The following is a 16,178-nucleotide window of genomic DNA, read 5'->3' as shown; positions in this document are numbered from 1 at the left end:
ACCTTAAATCGCCAGGCCCAGGCGGTAATAAATCACGAGATGATCCGGTGCCAGATAGCCCGGATAGTGAAGCGGCGTGCCAACGGTGAACTGGCTGGAGTAGTAGCGCCCGGCGACAGTGAGGCCAGCGGAGGCCCCCCAAAGCGTGCCGGAAGCCTGCCGGTCTTCGTTGTCATTGCGCAGCCAACCGCCATCCACGGCAGCGTTCAGGCTGACTTCGCCCAGATAAGGGAGGCTGAACAGGGCATAGTTCAGTTCGTTGCGAAGATAGCCCCCGTTATCGCCGGAAAGGTATTGCTCTTTAAAGCCGCGCACGGAGCTTTCACCGCCTATCGTTAAGCGCTCGCTGCCGTAAAGCCGATCGGGCGACCATTGGCCGTAGACGCTGGTCAGCCACCAAATTTTTTGCGTCAGCGGGCGCTGAAAACTGCCGCTCAGGCTCCATTTTTTGAATTCGGCTTTTGGCACGTCGCCCCGCTTGCCGTTATCGTTTTCGGCCCCAAACCACGGCACGCCGTGGCTGAATGACGGGTTCAGGGTTGCCACGCCGCCCGCGATTTTCTGCGTGTGGTTAAGGCCGAACTGCAGGCTGGTGAGCTTCCGGCTGCTGCTAAGCAACGGCGCATCGTTCAGGTAGTTGCGGCTAATACGGTGAGTCAGGCCGATGGAGGCGGCGGTTTTTAAGTCACCGTTTCGGTAAAGCACGCGGGAGAAGTTCAGGCGATGCGTTTCGGCTCGCCCGGTCGAACGCCACAGATAACCTTTGTTATCCAGGGTGGTGAGGTAGTCGCTCCAGCTGTAGCTGTAATCAACGAGGCTATAACCCCAGGGCATGTTGACCCCGGCCTGAAAGCTTTGGGCATCATGGTCGCTGGCAAAATCGCTGCTGCGCCCGCCGCTGATAAACCATTTATCAGCCAGCCCCAGCGGATTATTGGCGGTCAGCGAGGCGGTGAGCTGCCCGGTGCCGGTGCTTTTTTGCCCGCTGTTATCAAACCCGACGGCTGCGGAAAATGGAAATTCAGGCGTGGCCGTGAGATTGACAATCGATTCCCCGGCCTTCTCGCCCGGTAATATTTCAATTTGTACCGGCGTGGTGCGTAACCGGTTTATTTGCTCCATCCCCTGCTCAATATCGCGCAGGTTAAGTATTTTCCCTTCCAGTCCCGGAAACGCCATTTTTAGCTGGCGTGAAGGAGCCCCTTCAATACGAATAGCCTGCAGCCTGCCCTCCAGCACGGCAATATGCAGCGTTCCCCCAGAAAGATCCTGCTCGGTCAAAAATGCCCGGCTGGTGATATATCCGCGGCTAATATACCAGTCAGATATATCCCGGGTTAGCTGATTGATCTTCGCCATGCCGAGGCAACGATCAATATAGGGCGTAATTAGGCGATTCCGGGCCGGGTCGGAAAGCAGCGTGGCATTTTCAATATCAATATGGCGAATGGTGAAGCAGGGTCCCTGGTCAGGTTGGGCCACAGGGCTTGCCAGTCGGGGCTGGAGGCTACGCTGGATCTCCTCTCGCTGCTGCCTGTTCTGCAACAGCAAATCCTGCTGCTGCTGGAGAATAGTGTCCCGGTCGGCAGGCGTCAGCGGCGCAGCATAGTTTAAGTCGGAGTAAAAAAGCACGCACAAAAAGGCGGCCTTATAATAATGTCGCATAAAGGAAGAGTCTATTTTTGTCATTTCCTTTTAGTATGCCAGCGCAGCAATAAATAAGAAAAGTCTTAAATAAACACCCTATTAATATTAGTAGTTAATTTACCTTAAGTTTGATTATTGAATTTAGGATAAGGAATGAAATAACTCATTTATTATTTTTCTGGAATCGTTTAACTGATGAATATTTAAACAATGATTGTCCTGCAACATTAGGCAAAACAGGTCACGAAATAAAAAAGCCACGTATTCTCATACGTGGCTTTTTTAAAAGGTGGGTGATGATTATTAATCCATGCTTGCGCCGCCGCTAATGCGGAATTTGATGTTGACGGTAATGCCCTGCCCTGGCTTCCCGCTCTCATAACGCCACTTCTTCATCGCCTGCTTAACTTCACGTTCAAACATGTTTGCAGGCTGGGCGGAGAGGATCTCAACGTTATTCACCCGGCCATCGGCATCGACATCGAACTTCACGCGAACGTTGCCGTCCATACGCAATGCAAAAGCTCGCGTTGGGTACTGCGGCCTGTCGCGGCTGATCGCTCGCGGCCCGGTGTTCACCGATGGTGCAGGCGATGCAGGAGCTGGTTTCGCCGCTGCCGTTGGCGCAGGCTGCACGGGCGCATTGTTTTCAAACGGGGAAGTCTGACGAGGCTCAACCGGCTTAACGTCTCGCTTCGGCTGCTCAACCTTTTTCACCGGTTTAGGCTTCGGTTTTGGCTTAGGCTCAGGCTTGTGAATAACAACGGGCGCCTCTTTCGGCGGCTCGGGTATCGGCTCTGGCTCCGGTTCGGGTTCCGCGACCGGCTGTGGCGGAGGCTGAACAACCTGAGGCTGAGGAGGCTCAAGATCAGCAGGCGCAACCATCGTGACGCTGATCGGCTGCGAAGGTGCTGGGGACTCAATAACCTGATGTACCGAGGTGTAGAGCAACCCGGCCACAACGGCACCATGAATCCCGACGGAGAGAAGAGTCGGCCACGGAAAGCGGCGAGGTAATTCCAGGGTCATTGACGTCATAATGGTTTCAGTGTCTTTCAAGAGACGACAATTTTAAATGCAAATAACAATCATATTCAACAACGCATTGCCCAAAGGCGCACTTTTTCCTGCTGTCTGCGCGAGTTTCCCGCTATTTTCTCAAGGATTTAACATCCTGTTTATCTTTCAATTGCAGTCTGCCCGAGGTTCACTTACCGTGGTTTACAACCCAACATCAAGAAGGAAGTGTGCCCGTGCTGTACGTCATTTATGCCCAAGATATTGCCGATTCACTGGAAAAGCGCCTGTCCGTTCGCCCTGCCCACCTGGCTCGCCTTCAGGTGCTGCGTGACGAAGGTCGTCTCCTGACCGCAGGCCCGATGCCGGCGGTTGACAGCAACGATCCTGGCAGCGCCGGCTTTACCGGTTCCACGGTGATTGCCGAGTTTGCGTCTCTGGAAGAAGCGAAAGCCTGGGCTGATGCAGACCCGTATATCGCCGCAGGCGTGTACGCTAAAGTTGAAGTAAAACCGTACAAGAAAGTATTCTGATTTGCCTTCAGACGAGCCTGCAGGCTGCAGGCTCATTAGCGTGTTACTCTGTCAGCTGTAAATGCTTCTGGCGAAAACTGTCCTGATTCAGGGGCCGTGAGAAAAGATAACCTTGCGCCAGCCTGACATTGCTATTGAACAGCACTTGCATCTGCGAAAAGGTTTCTACCCCTTCCGCAATAACATCCACCTCTTTCTCCTGAGCACCGCGGATAATATTGAGCGTTTCTTCGCCGGATGTGGCCCTGAAGCAGGCACGGTCGAGCTTTATGAAGTCTGTTTCTACCTGAGCCAGTCTGCTTTGAAGCTGTTCAACGCTGTGAATATCATCCCACGCAAGTAAAAAACCGGCGTCACGAAGGCGAGTGGCGTTTTCGCGCCCGGTATCATCTAGCAGAATGTTGTTGTCGGTTATCTCAAAGACAATGCGTTGCACTGGCACAGGACGCTGAGCCACCAGCTCGACTATCCGATCGGCAAAACCAGCATCATTCAATTGAACTGGCGAAAGATTGAGGTGCAATAAATAACTCCCGTTATGCGGCACGATGACGTCCGTCATATAGCTAAATGCGGAGGAGATAACATGTTCGCCCAGCGACACAATCCCTCCGTTTTCTTCCAGTCGATTAATAAACACGTCTGGGGAGACGAGTGCCCGCCGATGCACGCCTCGAATGAGCATCTCGGCGCCGACACAGGTAAAACCTGATGTGTCGAAAATCGGCTGCAGTAACGACTCAAAAGCCATGCCGAAGTTATTCTTCATCACCCGATTAACGATGAACTCAGCGCTTTTCTCCATGTAACTACTCCTTTTGGCAGGCTTCCTTAGCTGGTCGAGATCACGACTTTATTTTTTCCGCTGGATTTCGCCTTGTAGAGCAACCTGTCGGCTTTCTCAATCAGCGCTTCATAATCCTCACCTCGCCATGGGCAAACACCGCCGCTAAAGGTGACGACTAATCCTTGTTCACGCCAGAGTTTACTTTCGACCGCTTTACGCCAGCCTTCCATAATTTCCATAGCTTTAACCTGATTATCGGAAAAATAAATAAAGGCAATTTCCTCTCCACCGTAGCGATAAAGCTTGGCGCGTTCGTCCAGTAACCCCATGCCAATATCGGCAATGACCTTTAGCACCGTGTCACCGACCAGATGCCCGTAGTCATCGTTTATTTTTTTAAAGTTATCAATATCAATGATGCCAAGACTAAAAGGTGCTTCCCGGGCTAATAGGTAATTAATGTCATTATCAAAGCTACGGCGATTAAGCAACCCTGTGAGACCATCCGTTAGCGAAGCATTTTTTGCACTTTTTATTTGCTGACTGCTTGCGTTTATTTCATTCATGATTTTTTTATCGACGCCGTCTTTCATGTCCAGACGTCCAAAACGCATCATCGAAATAATATCAATCACCATCGACTTTATCGATTGATGCATAAAGAACCATAATAGTAGATAAATTGTCAGGCAAAAAACGAATCCGCCCAAAATGATCCAGATATAATATAAAACGGCATCATCAATGATTCTGTCTTTTACAGCATAAACAACAAACCAGTCCGGGTTTGAAAAGGAGTAGTAGTAATACTGCCTGTGACTTGCTTTATCGTGAAATGACCCCAGGCCATTTGTCATACATTGCACCACCGCCGGCGAGACAACCTCCGTGCCGATAGCATCGCTGTCTGCGTCAAGCACCGCTCTTCCCTGACGGTCAACAATCGAGAAGTGCCCTGGATTCGGACTCTCCAACTGTCGTAGCGGATAGCTCATATTGATCAAATTCAGATCCATGGCGAACATCCCGTACCGCTCGCCTTTATCGTCGTGCAGCAGTTTGGCAATGGTCACTACCGGTGATTTATCAACTGCATTAGCATAAATATTCGAATAGTTCACAAAAGAACTTTTTACGCTGAGGCTTTCGTACCAGTTTCGTCCTGACAGGTCCAGGCGATTATCAACATAGGAATTTGGTATGCTATTATACTTTCCATCACGTGTGGCAATGATATAACCTGAAATAGCTGGCAACACCGCAATAGATGTTGTGAGCTGTTTCTCCAAAACTTCATTTTCAGCATTAACCAGAGTATCAACGTTTTTATTATTTAATAGGGTAGCGCTTTGCCACAATGCATTCTCTAAAGTTTTCAGCTGCTGCTCGATATAGAACATCGCAATATTATGAACAAAACCTTCGTTTTCATCATCCAACGTGTTTTTTTGATGATTATAGTTTATCCAGGCCAGCACCGAGCTAAACATCACCAGCACGACAAGAATAATGACAAACAGAAAATTTATTCTCCTGGTATAAGAAAAATCCTTTTTAATTAAATCGCTAATCACTTATTGCGGCACCCTGTCAAGGTAAGAAAATTCCGTGAATTATGCCGTCCATTTTAATTAAAATGATGATCGCGATCATTTTAAAAACAAACTTCCGCCCTTTGGAAATATAAATTCAGGGTAAAGGGAAGGTTTATTTCCTAATGGATTTAATGGGCACCGCACGCGGTGCCCGGATCTTATGCCCAGCGATCGTGGATGGCAAACAGCAATGAATTACGCTGCTGGTTAACCAGGCACTTACGAATAGCATGAATGCGCATATTGCGCCGTGACTGGCTTTCCAGCCAACGCGCCCTGCGCTTCTGCGTTTGACGCTGCATACGCCAACGCCCAACTTCCGTTCTGCTACGTCTCATGTCTACGACTCAATTTCCTAAAAAAGACGCGCCATTATAGAACCTTCTGCCGGGCAAACCATCCGTTTTGCGTATACTTTTAGTGTTAAGCAGTGAAAGTTCTGCGTACACTCTCAACTCTTCGGTTTCAAAAGGATTTTTAAGGCATGACAACCTTCTATACCGTGGTGAGCTGGCTGGTCATTCTCGGCTACTGGCTGCTTATCGCCGGCGTTACGCTGCGTATATTGATGAAACGCCGCGCCGTCCCTTCGGCAATGGCCTGGCTATTGATCATCTATATTCTGCCGCTGGTCGGGATTATTGCCTATCTCTCCGTGGGAGAACTGCATCTCGGTAAACGCCGGGCAGAGCGCGCGCGCGCCATGTGGCCTTCTACCGCTAAGTGGCTTAAAGAGCTGAAAAACTGTAAGCATATTTTTGCCTCAGAAACCAGCGAGGTCGCCAGCTCGCTGTTCCAGCTTTGCGAGCGCCGCCAGGGGATTGCCGGCGTGAAGGGCAATCAGCTCCAGCTGCTAACCAGTTCGGATGACACCATGCAGGCGCTGATCCGCGATATCCAACTGGCACGCCATAACATCGAGATGGTGTTTTATATCTGGCAACCCGGCGGCATGGCCGACCAGGTGGCAGAATCATTGATGGCGGCAGCGCGACGCGGCATTCATTGCCGTTTGATGCTCGACTCCGCGGGTAGCGTCGCCTTCTTCCGCAGCCCGTGGGCCAATATGATGCGTAACGCGGGCATCGAAGTAGTCGAAGCGCTGAAGGTTAACCTGATGCGTGTTTTCCTGCGTCGAATGGACCTGCGCCAGCACCGTAAGATGGTGATGATCGATAACTATATTGCCTATACCGGTAGCATGAATATGGTTGACCCCCGTTTCTTCAAGCAGGATGCGAATGTGGGTCAGTGGGTCGATTTGATGGCGCGTATGGAAGGCCCGGTCGCCACCGCAATGGGCATCGTATACTCCTGCGACTGGGAGATAGAGACCGGGAAACGTATTCTTCCGCCGCCGCCGGATGAGAATATCATGCCGTTCGAAGAGGCCAGCGGCCACACCATTCATACTATCGCTTCAGGGCCAGGGTTCCCGGAAGATCTGATTCATCAGGCGTTGCTGACCTCCGTTTATGCCGCACGTGAATACCTGATAATGACGACCCCCTACTTCGTACCGAGCGATGATTTGCTCCACGCCATTTGCACGGCAGCGCAGCGCGGCGTGGACGTGAGTATCATCGTGCCGCGTAAAAACGATTCTTTACTGGTGGGCTGGGCAAGCCGCGCGTTCTTCACTGAACTGCTTGCCGCTGGCGTGAAAATTTACCAGTTTGAAGGCGGGCTGCTGCACACCAAAAGCGTGCTGGTCGATGGGCAACTCAGCCTGGTCGGCACGGTTAACCTGGACATGCGCAGCCTGTGGCTGAATTTTGAGATTACGCTGGTCATCGATGATGAAGGTTTTGCCGGTGATTTAGCTGCGGTGCAGGACGACTATATCTCACGCTCGCGGCTGCTGGACGCGCATTTATGGTTAAAACGCCCGCTCTGGCAGCGAATGACCGAGCGACTGTTTTACTTCTTTAGTCCGTTGCTGTAAAACGTGGCGCATCAGCCCTCGATAAGTGGATGTAGAGATGGAAATGGATCTGAATAACCGCCTGACCGAAGACGAGACTTTAGAACAGGCGTACGATATTTTTCTCGAGCTGGCGGGCGATAATCTCGATCCTGCTGACATTATTCTTTTCAATCTGCAGTTCGAGGAGCGCGGCGGTGCGGAGCTGTTTGACCCGGCCGAAGACTGGCAGGAGCACGTCGATTTCGACCTGAACCCTGACTTCTTTGCAGAAGTCGTTATCGGGCTGGCGGATACCGACGGCGGCGAGCTGAACGATATCTTCGCTCGCGTCCTGCTGTGCCGCGAGAAAGACCACAAGCTGTGCCACATCCTGTGGCGTGAGTAATCCTCCCTGCGCGGCCCTCAGGCCGCGCTGTGACTACTTCTCATTGGGCGGGAGATGCTCCCCGCAGGTTTTGCAGTAATGCGCGTTGCTGGCATGATCCTGCTGATGACAGCGCGTACATTCCCTTACTGACCGCCTTCTTTGCATATCCTGCGACATTTGCGCCGTTAAAATCCCGGTGGGGATGGCTATCACCGAATAACCAATCAGGATCAGCAGCGAGGCCACGAAACGCCCCAGCGCAGTATGCGGCACAATGTCGCCATAGCCGACAGTGGTGACAGTTACAACCGCCCAGTAAACCGCTACGCCAAGGCTGGTAAAGCCGTTGGCCTTCCCTTCTATGCCGTACATCAGCGCTCCCGCCGCGACCATTACGATGGCAATAAACGAATAGAACAGGATCAGCTGATTGCTGGCGTTAATCAGGCTGCGCCACAGACTTTTAAGCGCGGGCATGTAGCGCAGAAGTTTGAGGATACGCAGCACGCGAATGGCGCGCATTGCCCGCCAGGCAAAATAGTAGTGAATAGCAAACTCAGGCCAAAGCCACAGGACATACAGCGGCAGCATGGTCGCCAGGTCAATAATGCCCCAGAAGCTAAACACGTAGCGGATGGGCTGCGGCCACGTTAGCACTCGCAGCAGATATTCACAGGTGAACAGCAGCGTGAAGATGATTTCCAGCCAGATAAACAGCTGCCATTCGCCGTAGGTTAGCCGGGGATCGCTCCCGACGCTGGATTCGGTAAAAACAACGGCCACGCTGAGCAGCGCCAGCAGGCCGCAAAACGCCTCGAACCGGCGCCCTGAGCGGGTATTTTGATCGAACAGAAAGCGGTAAAGCAGCGCACGAAGTGATGAAATGTTGCCTGGCACGGTGATCCTCGCAAAAAGAAAGGGCCAGCGCGGTGCTGGCCCCAGGCGAGATTATAGCGGGTCAACCTTCAGACAGGAAACCGCATGGCGGAAACTGCCTTCCAGCACCGGACGCGTTTTGGCGCATTCCGGGCCGGCAATCGGGCAGCGGGTGCGGAACACGCAGCCTGATGGCGGATTGATGGGCGACGGCAGCTCCCCTTCCAGCAGCTGGATAGTTTTGTTCTTCTCCAGATCCGGATCGGGGATCGGCACCGCCGACATCAGCGCTTTGGTATAAGGGTGCAGAGGATTGTGGTACACCTCATCGTAGGTGCCAAGCTCCACCGCATGGCCCAGATACATGACCAGCACGCGATCGGAGATGTGCTTCACCACCGCGAGATCGTGGGCGATGAAGATTAACGACAGCCCCATTTCGCGCTGCAGTTTCTGTAGCAGGTTAACCACCTGCGCCTGAATGGACACGTCCAGCGCGGAGACCGGCTCATCACAGATGATGAGTTTTGGCTCAAGAATCAGCGCGCGTGCGATACCGATACGCTGGCACTGGCCGCCGGAGAACTCATGCGGGTAGCGGTTGACCAGGTTTGGCAGCAGGCCGACCTTCATCATCATCGCCTTCACGCGGTCGCGAACTTCCTGCTTAGGCATTTTTGGATGATAGGTCAGCAGCGGCTCGGCGATGATATCGCCGATGTTCATACGCGGGTTCAGCGATGCCAGAGGATCCTGGAAAATCATCTGAATATCGCTGCGCACATCGCGCCACTCTTCCTGTTTCATGCCCAGAAGATCTTTCCCCAGCCACGCTACTCGGCCATCGGTCGCTTTCACCAGGCCAATGATGGCGCGGGCAAAGGTCGATTTACCGCAGCCGGACTCGCCCACCACGCCGAGGGTTTCCCCTTCGTACAGGCGCAGCGTCACGCCATCCACGGCTTTCAGGGTTTTGGAAGGCTGCCAGAACCACTGTTTGCCATCTTTGATGTCAAAATGCACCTTCAGGTCAGCGATTTCTAACAGAACTTTTCTCTCTTCTGCAACGGTGCTCATGCTAATTCCTCCACCGGTCTAAAGCAGGCACGCAGGCGGCCATCACCAAACTGCTCCAGTGGCGGAGCACTATTACACGCTTCCATCGCAAACTGGCAGCGAGGCTGGAACGGGCACCCCTGCGGCAGGCGCAGCAGGTTCGGCGGGTTGCCTGGAATGGTCAGCAGAGATTCACCTTCCGCATCCAGACGCGGTACCGCGTTCAACAGGCCGATTGAGTACGGGTGTACCGGCTTGTAGAAGACGTCGCGCGCGTTGCCGTATTCCATCGTACGCCCGGCGTACATCACCAGCACTTTGTCGCAGATCCCGGCCACAACGCCCAGGTCGTGGGTGATCATGATGATCGCCGTGTTGAACTCACGCTTCAGCTCGTTCAGCAGCGTCATGATCTGCGCCTGAACGGTAACGTCCAGTGCGGTAGTCGGTTCGTCAGCAATCAGCAGTTTTGGCCGACACAGCAGCGCCATGGCAATCATCACGCGCTGGCGCATCCCGCCGGAGAACTCGTGCGGGAACATGCGCATACGCTTCCGCGCTTCAGGCATTTTTACCGCATCCAGCATCCGCACAGACTCTTCAAACGCTTCCGCCTTACCGAGTTTTTTGTGCAGCATCAGCACTTCCATCAGCTGATCGCCCACACGCATGTACGGGTTCAGCGAGGTCATCGGATCCTGGAAAATCATCGAGATTTGCTCGGCGCGCAGGCGGTTAAGCTGCGACTCCGGCAGGTTCAGGATCTCTTTGCCGTTGAATTTCGCAGAGCCGCCGATACGACCATTGGCCGCCAGCAGGCCCATCAGCGCGAATGCCGTTTGGGATTTGCCCGAGCCGGACTCACCGACAATACCGAGGGTTTCACCGGCACGCAGGCTAAAGTTGAGGTCGTTTACTGCCGTGACGTCGCCGTCGGGTGTGCCAAAGGTCACTCGCAGGTCTTTAACGTCCAGCAGGACCTCAGATTTGTTCAGTGGAGCGGCCACCGGAGAGGTTTCAATAGTACTCATGGAGGGACTCCTTAACGATCTTTCGGGTCGAGGGCATCACGCAGGCCATCGCCGATAAAGTTAAAACAGAACAGCGTAACCACCAGGAAGCCTGCCGGGAACAGCAGAAGCCACGGTGATACCTCCATGGAGTTTGCACCGTCGCTTAACAGCGCTCCCCAGCTGCTCAGAGGCTCCTGCGTGCCGAGGCCCAGGAAACTCAGGAAAGATTCGAACAGGATCATGCTAGGTACCAGCAGTGAGGCGTAAACCACCACCACGCCCAACACGTTCGGCACAATATGGCGCAGAACGATGTTAATGGTCGAAACACCGCCTACGTGTGCCGCTTCGATGAACTCTTTGCGTTTCAGGCTCAGGGTCTGGCCGCGCACGATACGCGCCATGTCCAGCCAGGACACCATGCCGATAGCCACGAAGATCAGCAGGATGTTTTGCCCGAAGAAGGTCACCAGCAGGATCACGAAGAACATGAACGGGAAGGAGTTCAGGATCTCCAGCAAACGCATCATCACGGAGTCGATTTTGCCGCCGAGATAGCCCGCCAGGCAGCCGTACAGCGTCCCGACAATAACCGCCACCAGCGCAGCAGAAATACCCACCATAAGGGAGATACGTCCCCCAATGGCAACACGCACCAGCAGATCGCGACCGGACGAATCGGTCCCGAAATAGTGACCGGATGCCATATCAGGGGCCGCCGACATCATGCCCCAGTCGGTATCAAAGTAGGTAAACTGCGACAGAACTGGCGCAAAAGCCACGAACAGCGCAATCAGAGCCAGGACAAACAGGCTGGTGATCGCCGCGCGGTTATGGATAAAACGGCGACGCGCATCCTGCCACAGGCTGCGACCTTCAACTTCCAGTTTTTCACTGAAGTTTTCCAGCGCCTCGCTGTTTTTCTTAGTCAACATTATGGCCACTCCAGCTTAGTAACGGATTTTCGGGTCGATAACGGCATACAGCACGTCAACTACCGCGTTGAACAGAATCGTCAGCGCGCCGACCAAAATGGTCAGGCTGAGAACCAGTGAGTAGTCACGGTTCAGCGCCCCGTTAACAAACAGCTGACCGATGCCCGGCAGGCCATAAATTGTTTCAATCACCATGGAGCCCGTGATGATGCCCACAAACGCTGGTCCAAGGTATGACAGGACCGGCAGCAGCGCAGGTTTCAGGGCATGGCGCAGCACGATACGACGCATCGGCAGGCCTTTGGCACGTGCGGTGCGGATAAAGTTAGAGTGCAGGACTTCAATCATTGAGCCGCGGGTAATACGCGCGATGCTCGCGATGTACGCCAAAGACAGAGCAATCATCGGCAGTATCATGTACTTCGGCGCCCCCCCGTTCCACCCGCCACCGGGCAGCCATTTAAGGGTGATAGCGAAGATCAGTACCAGCAACGGCGCCACCACGAAGCTGGGGATAACCACCCCCGTCATGGCAAAGCCCATTACCGTGTAATCCCATTTGGTGTTTTGATTCAGCGCCGCAACCACGCCCGCCGTCACACCCAGCACAATGGCAAAGATGAAAGCCGCTGCACCTAATTTTGCGGATACCGGGAAGCTGGAGGCCACCAGGTCATTGACTGAATAGTCTTTGTATTTAAACGACGGCCCAAAATCCCCATGCGCCAGCTGTTTTAAATAGCTGAAATACTGCGTGGTGATCGGATCGTTAAGGTGATACTTCGCTTCGATGTTCGCCATGACTTCTGGCGGCAGCGTACGTTCGCCGGTAAAAGGACTCCCCGGTGCGAGACGCATCATAAAGAAGGAAATAGTGATAAGAATAAAGAGTGTCGGAATTGCTTCCAGACAACGACGTAGAATAAATTTCAACATTGCCCGTACCTTCTGGCCTGTGCCTTTGCAGTGCGATGTAAATAAGACACGATGGGGCAGAATCTATCCACCGGCCGAAACCGGTGGGTCCTGCCCCACGAATTGCCATTAATGTTTGATAATGTACAAGTCTCTTACGTAGACATTATCCATCGGGTCTTTACCGGTGTAACCACCCACCCACGGCTTAACCAGACGGGCGTTAACGTAGTAGTAAACCGGGACGATGGCTGAGTCTTTATCAAGCTGCTGCTCAGCTTTCTCATACAGCGCGGTACGCTGGGCTTCGTCGGTCACTTTCAGGGTGTCGGCAATAATCTTGTCGAACGCCGGACTCTTATAGTGCGCGGTGTTGTTAGAGCTGTCGGACAGCATGGTGTTCAGGAAGGAAGTCGGTTCGTTATAATCCGCACACCAGCCCGCACGCGCCACGTCGAAGGTCCCCTGATGACGGGTATCCAGGAAGGTTTTCCACTCCTGGTTCTCCAGCTTGACGTTCACGCCCAGGTTTTTCTGCCAGATAGACGCCACGGCGATAGCCAGCTTCTTGTGCAGATCGGAGGTGTTGTACAGCAGGTTGAAGGTCAGCGGCTTGTCTTTGGTGTAACCTGCTTCAGCCAGCAGTTTTTTGGCTTCTTCGTTACGCTTGTCCTGAGACCATGTGAACCACTCTGGCGGGGTCAGTTTCGCGCCATCGGTATACGGCGGGGTATAACCATAAGCCGGCAGATCGCCCTGGTTTTTCACTTTGTTCACGATGATGTCGCGATCCAGGCCCAGTTTCAGCGCCGCACGAACGCGAGGATCGGTAAATGGTGCTTTCTGGTTGTTGATCTCGTAGTAATAAGTACACAGGTACGGATCGGCGTGAACTTCAGTTGGAATTTCTTTTTTCAGTTTCTGGAACAGCTCAATCGGCAGGTTGTTATACGTCATGTCGATTTCACCGCTGCGGTAGCGGTTAACGTCTGTTACTTCAGAAGAGATTGGCAGGTAGGTCACCTGGTTAATCACGGTTTTCGCGTTATTCCAGTAGTTGGTGTTACGCACCAGAACGATACGCTCGTTCACCACCCAATCTTTTAATTTGTAAGCACCGTTGGTCACGATGTTGGCAGGCTGGGTCCACTTGTCGCCGAATTTCTCAACGGTCGCTTTCGGTACCGGAGAAACGGATGGGTGAACCAGCAGCTTGTAGAAGTACGGCACCGGCTCGCTCAGGGTGACTTCCAGAGTGTGGTCATCGATGGCTTTCACGCCCAGATCGCTGGTCGGCTTTTTACCGGCAATGATATCGTCGATATTGGTCAGGTGACCGTATTGCAGGTAGCTGGAATAAGGAGAGGCGGTTTTCGGGTCAGCCAGGCGCTGCCAGCTGTAAACAAAGTCCTGCGCGGTGACAGGTTCGCCGTTGGACCATTTCGCGTCTTTACGCAGGTGGAAAGTCCAGACTTTAAAATCTTTATTGTCCCAGGACTCTGCGACACCCGGAGACGGGTGGCCCTGCAGATCGCTTACCAGCAGACCTTCGAACAGGTCACGGCTGATATTGGACTCTGGCACGCCTTCGATTTTGTGCGGATCAAGAGATTGAGGTTCTGAGCCGTTGTTACGAACCAGATCTTGTTTCTCTGCCAATTGCACACCCGCCGGAACATCTGCCGCCATCGCGACATTGCCAGCAATCAGCGCAGTTAAAATGCCCGCTGCAATCAGGCTTTTTTTAGTGATATTTGTCATTGTGTTGGTACTCCACTCATTATAATTACCGACCCGAAAGTCGGCCTCTTCCCCTCAGGGGTCCCTTACAGCGCAGGAGCGTTAAACGTCCGTACGGGATACTGCTTTCCTTACTACTTCGCTATCACCGACTTTATTTTCGGGCCGCTCGATTCGGCGACCTCATTACGTCGATTCTTTCTGCCGCCGATTGCGTGGTCGACGGCCATGATTTAGTGGTTCGCAGGACATGATTACGCTGCGAAATCATTCTCATCTAGAAAAGAAACATTTTTCAGCGAATTGTTTTGCCCGGAAAGTATCAAAAGCTTCAGATACCCGCCAATACAATTTGCAAATTTGTTAACCATTTCTCTTTTATGGAGAGATTGTGGGGAGCGTCATGCAGGAAGGATGTTTATAAAAACCCAATCATAATCTTTATTATCATGGGGTTAGTATACTATCACTGCATTAGAGAGGAGGTCGGTTTATCGCCTGCTTCATCACTCACAAAAAATTAACAATTGATTATTTTTTAGCACATTCCTCTGCGGGAAGGCATGAATTACTAATATCATCTCAATAAACCCGCAGCAAGCCTGATTGCATAACGGATACTAAATATCATTTCGATCGCCACTTTTCTGTACAGCTTGTTACAACGTCAACCTCTAATACACGGTTTTCCAAAGCATTTTCTTATGAAAGATTCGCATTTACTTTTGCAATAATGAGGATAGCGGGCAGGTAAAATTTTCTTCTACGGAAAGAAAAAAAGCAGAATAGAGATTCTGCTTTTTCATTTGAAAGCGGCAGCGGAATTAACTTGTCAGGCCCGGGAAGATAGCCCTGACCCCGGTGACAATAAATTCGATCCCCAGAGACATCAGAAGCAGGCCCATAATACGGGTAATCACGTTGATCCCGGTTTGCCCCAGTATGCGCACCAGCCACGGTGCAATACGGAACAGCAGCCAACAGCAAAATGCAAACAGCGCGATGGCCAGGGAGAATCCCAGCAGGTGCCCCCAGCTATGATAGCGACTTCCCCAGACAATCGTTGAACTGATGGCGCCCGGCCCCGCCATCAACGGCAATGCCAGGGGAACAACCCCCACGCTTTCGCGTATCGCGCTCTCCGATTTCTCTTGCTTATTCTGTTTATCTTCACCCAGCTTGCCGCTGATCATTGACATAGCAATTGTCACCACAAGAATGCCGCCGGCAATGCGGAATGAATCAATTGAAATACCAAAAACTTGCAGAATACCGTCACCCAAAAAAAGTGAGGTCCAGAGAATAATCGCCACCGAGAGGTTGGCCGTGAGGTTGGTTTTATTTCTTGCTGCGGCACTCTGGTAACTGGTCATACTAATAAATACGGGAATGATCCCTACCGGGTTGACCAGAGCAAACATCCCGATAAAAAACTTAATATAGGTTGGCAGGTCGAAAAAGGATTGAGCCACACAAAACTCCGCAAATGAACAAAGCAAAAGCAGGCGTAATGTAATGGAAAAACACCCCTGCCGCTACGCTATTTCCCTGCTTAATCGATGCCTGCAACAACTTATTTTAGCATCATGGCGAACTGTTACCCGAATGTTGAATTTGTGATACTTTGTTTTGACATTGCTGTGACTAAATTTTTAAAGATTTATCAATCACCTGGATAGCGCCTGCTGAATGGTGTCAGCATCGATTAGTTGTGATTTAGATCACGAAAAACCTACTCAGAAGTGAGTACTCTTGGACACATCTGAAAAG

The 16,178-nt window shown here is 52.2% G+C and carries 15 protein-coding genes; 3 read left to right on the top strand and 12 right to left on the bottom strand.

What is annotated here, in order from left to right; genetic code table 11:
* Positions 1-3: 3 nt before the first annotated feature.
* Together ACREYP_RS10190 and tonB are read right to left on the bottom strand one after the other, a co-directional pair.
* A complete protein-coding gene (locus ACREYP_RS10190; protein ID WP_336818223.1) occupies positions 4-1,665 on the bottom strand; it encodes a ShlB/FhaC/HecB family hemolysin secretion/activation protein in 1,662 nt (553 codons plus the stop codon).
* Between the two features lie 285 nt (positions 1,666-1,950).
* The gene (gene tonB, locus ACREYP_RS10185; protein ID WP_336709651.1) at positions 1,951-2,685 is read right to left on the bottom strand and encodes a TonB system transport protein TonB; all 735 of its coding nucleotides are present in this window, start codon (positions 2,683-2,685) and stop codon (positions 1,951-1,953) included.
* Between the two features lie 215 nt (positions 2,686-2,900).
* Between tonB and ACREYP_RS10180 the strand changes: the two genes are divergently transcribed.
* Positions 2,901-3,197, top strand: a complete 297-nt coding sequence (locus ACREYP_RS10180) for a YciI family protein (RefSeq protein WP_008454262.1) — start codon at positions 2,901-2,903, stop codon at positions 3,195-3,197.
* A 43-nt stretch (positions 3,198-3,240) separates the two neighbouring features.
* Here the strand turns inward: ACREYP_RS10180 and ACREYP_RS10175 are convergent, their stop codons facing one another.
* The 3 genes from ACREYP_RS10175 to ACREYP_RS10165 all read right to left on the bottom strand — a co-directional run bounded on the left by ACREYP_RS10175 (position 3,241) and on the right by ACREYP_RS10165 (position 5,917).
* Positions 3,241-4,002: an EAL domain-containing protein gene (locus tag ACREYP_RS10175; protein WP_336818178.1), complete on the bottom strand. Its 762-nt coding sequence runs from the start codon at positions 4,000-4,002 to the stop codon at positions 3,241-3,243.
* Between the two features lie 26 nt (positions 4,003-4,028).
* A complete protein-coding gene (locus tag ACREYP_RS10170; protein WP_336818177.1) occupies positions 4,029-5,558 on the bottom strand; it encodes a sensor domain-containing diguanylate cyclase in 1,530 nt (509 codons plus the stop codon).
* Positions 5,559-5,737: 179 nt separating this feature from the next.
* The gene (locus tag ACREYP_RS10165) at positions 5,738-5,917 is read right to left on the bottom strand and encodes a YciY family protein (RefSeq protein WP_008454259.1); all 180 of its coding nucleotides are present in this window, start codon (positions 5,915-5,917) and stop codon (positions 5,738-5,740) included.
* Between the two features lie 146 nt (positions 5,918-6,063).
* On the opposite strand from ACREYP_RS10165, the gene cls reads away from it, so the two are divergent.
* A complete protein-coding gene (cls, locus tag ACREYP_RS10160) occupies positions 6,064-7,524 on the top strand; it encodes a cardiolipin synthase (RefSeq protein ID WP_008454258.1) in 1,461 nt (486 codons plus the stop codon).
* A 37-nt stretch (positions 7,525-7,561) separates the two neighbouring features.
* Positions 7,562-7,891 (top strand): HI1450 family dsDNA-mimic protein, encoded by a 330-nt coding sequence (locus ACREYP_RS10155; protein ID WP_008454257.1) that lies wholly within the window; start codon positions 7,562-7,564, stop codon positions 7,889-7,891.
* Positions 7,892-7,924: 33 nt separating this feature from the next.
* On the opposite strand, the gene ACREYP_RS10150 is transcribed toward ACREYP_RS10155, so the two are convergent.
* The 7 genes from ACREYP_RS10150 to ACREYP_RS10120 form a co-directional block, all read right to left on the bottom strand.
* On the bottom strand, positions 7,925-8,770 hold the full coding sequence (locus tag ACREYP_RS10150; protein WP_008454256.1) for an ion transporter: 846 nt from the start codon (positions 8,768-8,770) through the stop codon (positions 7,925-7,927).
* Between the two features lie 51 nt (positions 8,771-8,821).
* Entirely contained in the window at positions 8,822-9,826 is a 1,005-nt protein-coding gene (gene oppF, locus ACREYP_RS10145; protein WP_008454255.1) for a murein tripeptide/oligopeptide ABC transporter ATP binding protein OppF, read from the bottom strand.
* The gene (locus tag ACREYP_RS10140; RefSeq protein ID WP_039303721.1) at positions 9,823-10,836 is read right to left on the bottom strand and encodes an ABC transporter ATP-binding protein; all 1,014 of its coding nucleotides are present in this window, start codon (positions 10,834-10,836) and stop codon (positions 9,823-9,825) included. The genes oppF and ACREYP_RS10140 overlap by 4 nt, the downstream gene beginning before the upstream one ends.
* A gap of 11 nt (positions 10,837-10,847) precedes the next feature.
* A complete protein-coding gene (gene oppC / locus ACREYP_RS10135) occupies positions 10,848-11,756 on the bottom strand; it encodes an oligopeptide ABC transporter permease OppC (protein WP_034807489.1) in 909 nt (302 codons plus the stop codon).
* 12 nt (positions 11,757-11,768) lie between these two features.
* Positions 11,769-12,689 carry an oligopeptide ABC transporter permease OppB gene (gene oppB, locus ACREYP_RS10130; RefSeq protein ID WP_008454251.1) on the bottom strand — a complete coding sequence of 307 codons (921 nt, stop codon included), beginning with the start codon at positions 12,687-12,689 and terminating at the stop codon, positions 11,769-11,771.
* A gap of 108 nt (positions 12,690-12,797) precedes the next feature.
* Positions 12,798-14,429, bottom strand: a complete 1,632-nt coding sequence (oppA, locus tag ACREYP_RS10125) for an oligopeptide ABC transporter substrate-binding protein OppA (protein ID WP_008454249.1) — start codon at positions 14,427-14,429, stop codon at positions 12,798-12,800.
* Positions 14,430-15,232: 803 nt separating this feature from the next.
* On the bottom strand, positions 15,233-15,880 hold the full coding sequence (locus ACREYP_RS10120) for a YchE family NAAT transporter (protein WP_008454247.1): 648 nt from the start codon (positions 15,878-15,880) through the stop codon (positions 15,233-15,235).
* Positions 15,881-16,178 lie beyond the last annotated feature (298 nt).

It is taken from the genome of Enterobacter sp. TMH.L2 (assembly GCF_050847315.1).
Classification (GTDB): Bacteria; Pseudomonadota; Gammaproteobacteria; order Enterobacterales; family Enterobacteriaceae; genus Cedecea.
Note: the sequence above shows the minus strand (reverse complement) of the source record. Positions and strands in the feature narration are given on the sequence as shown.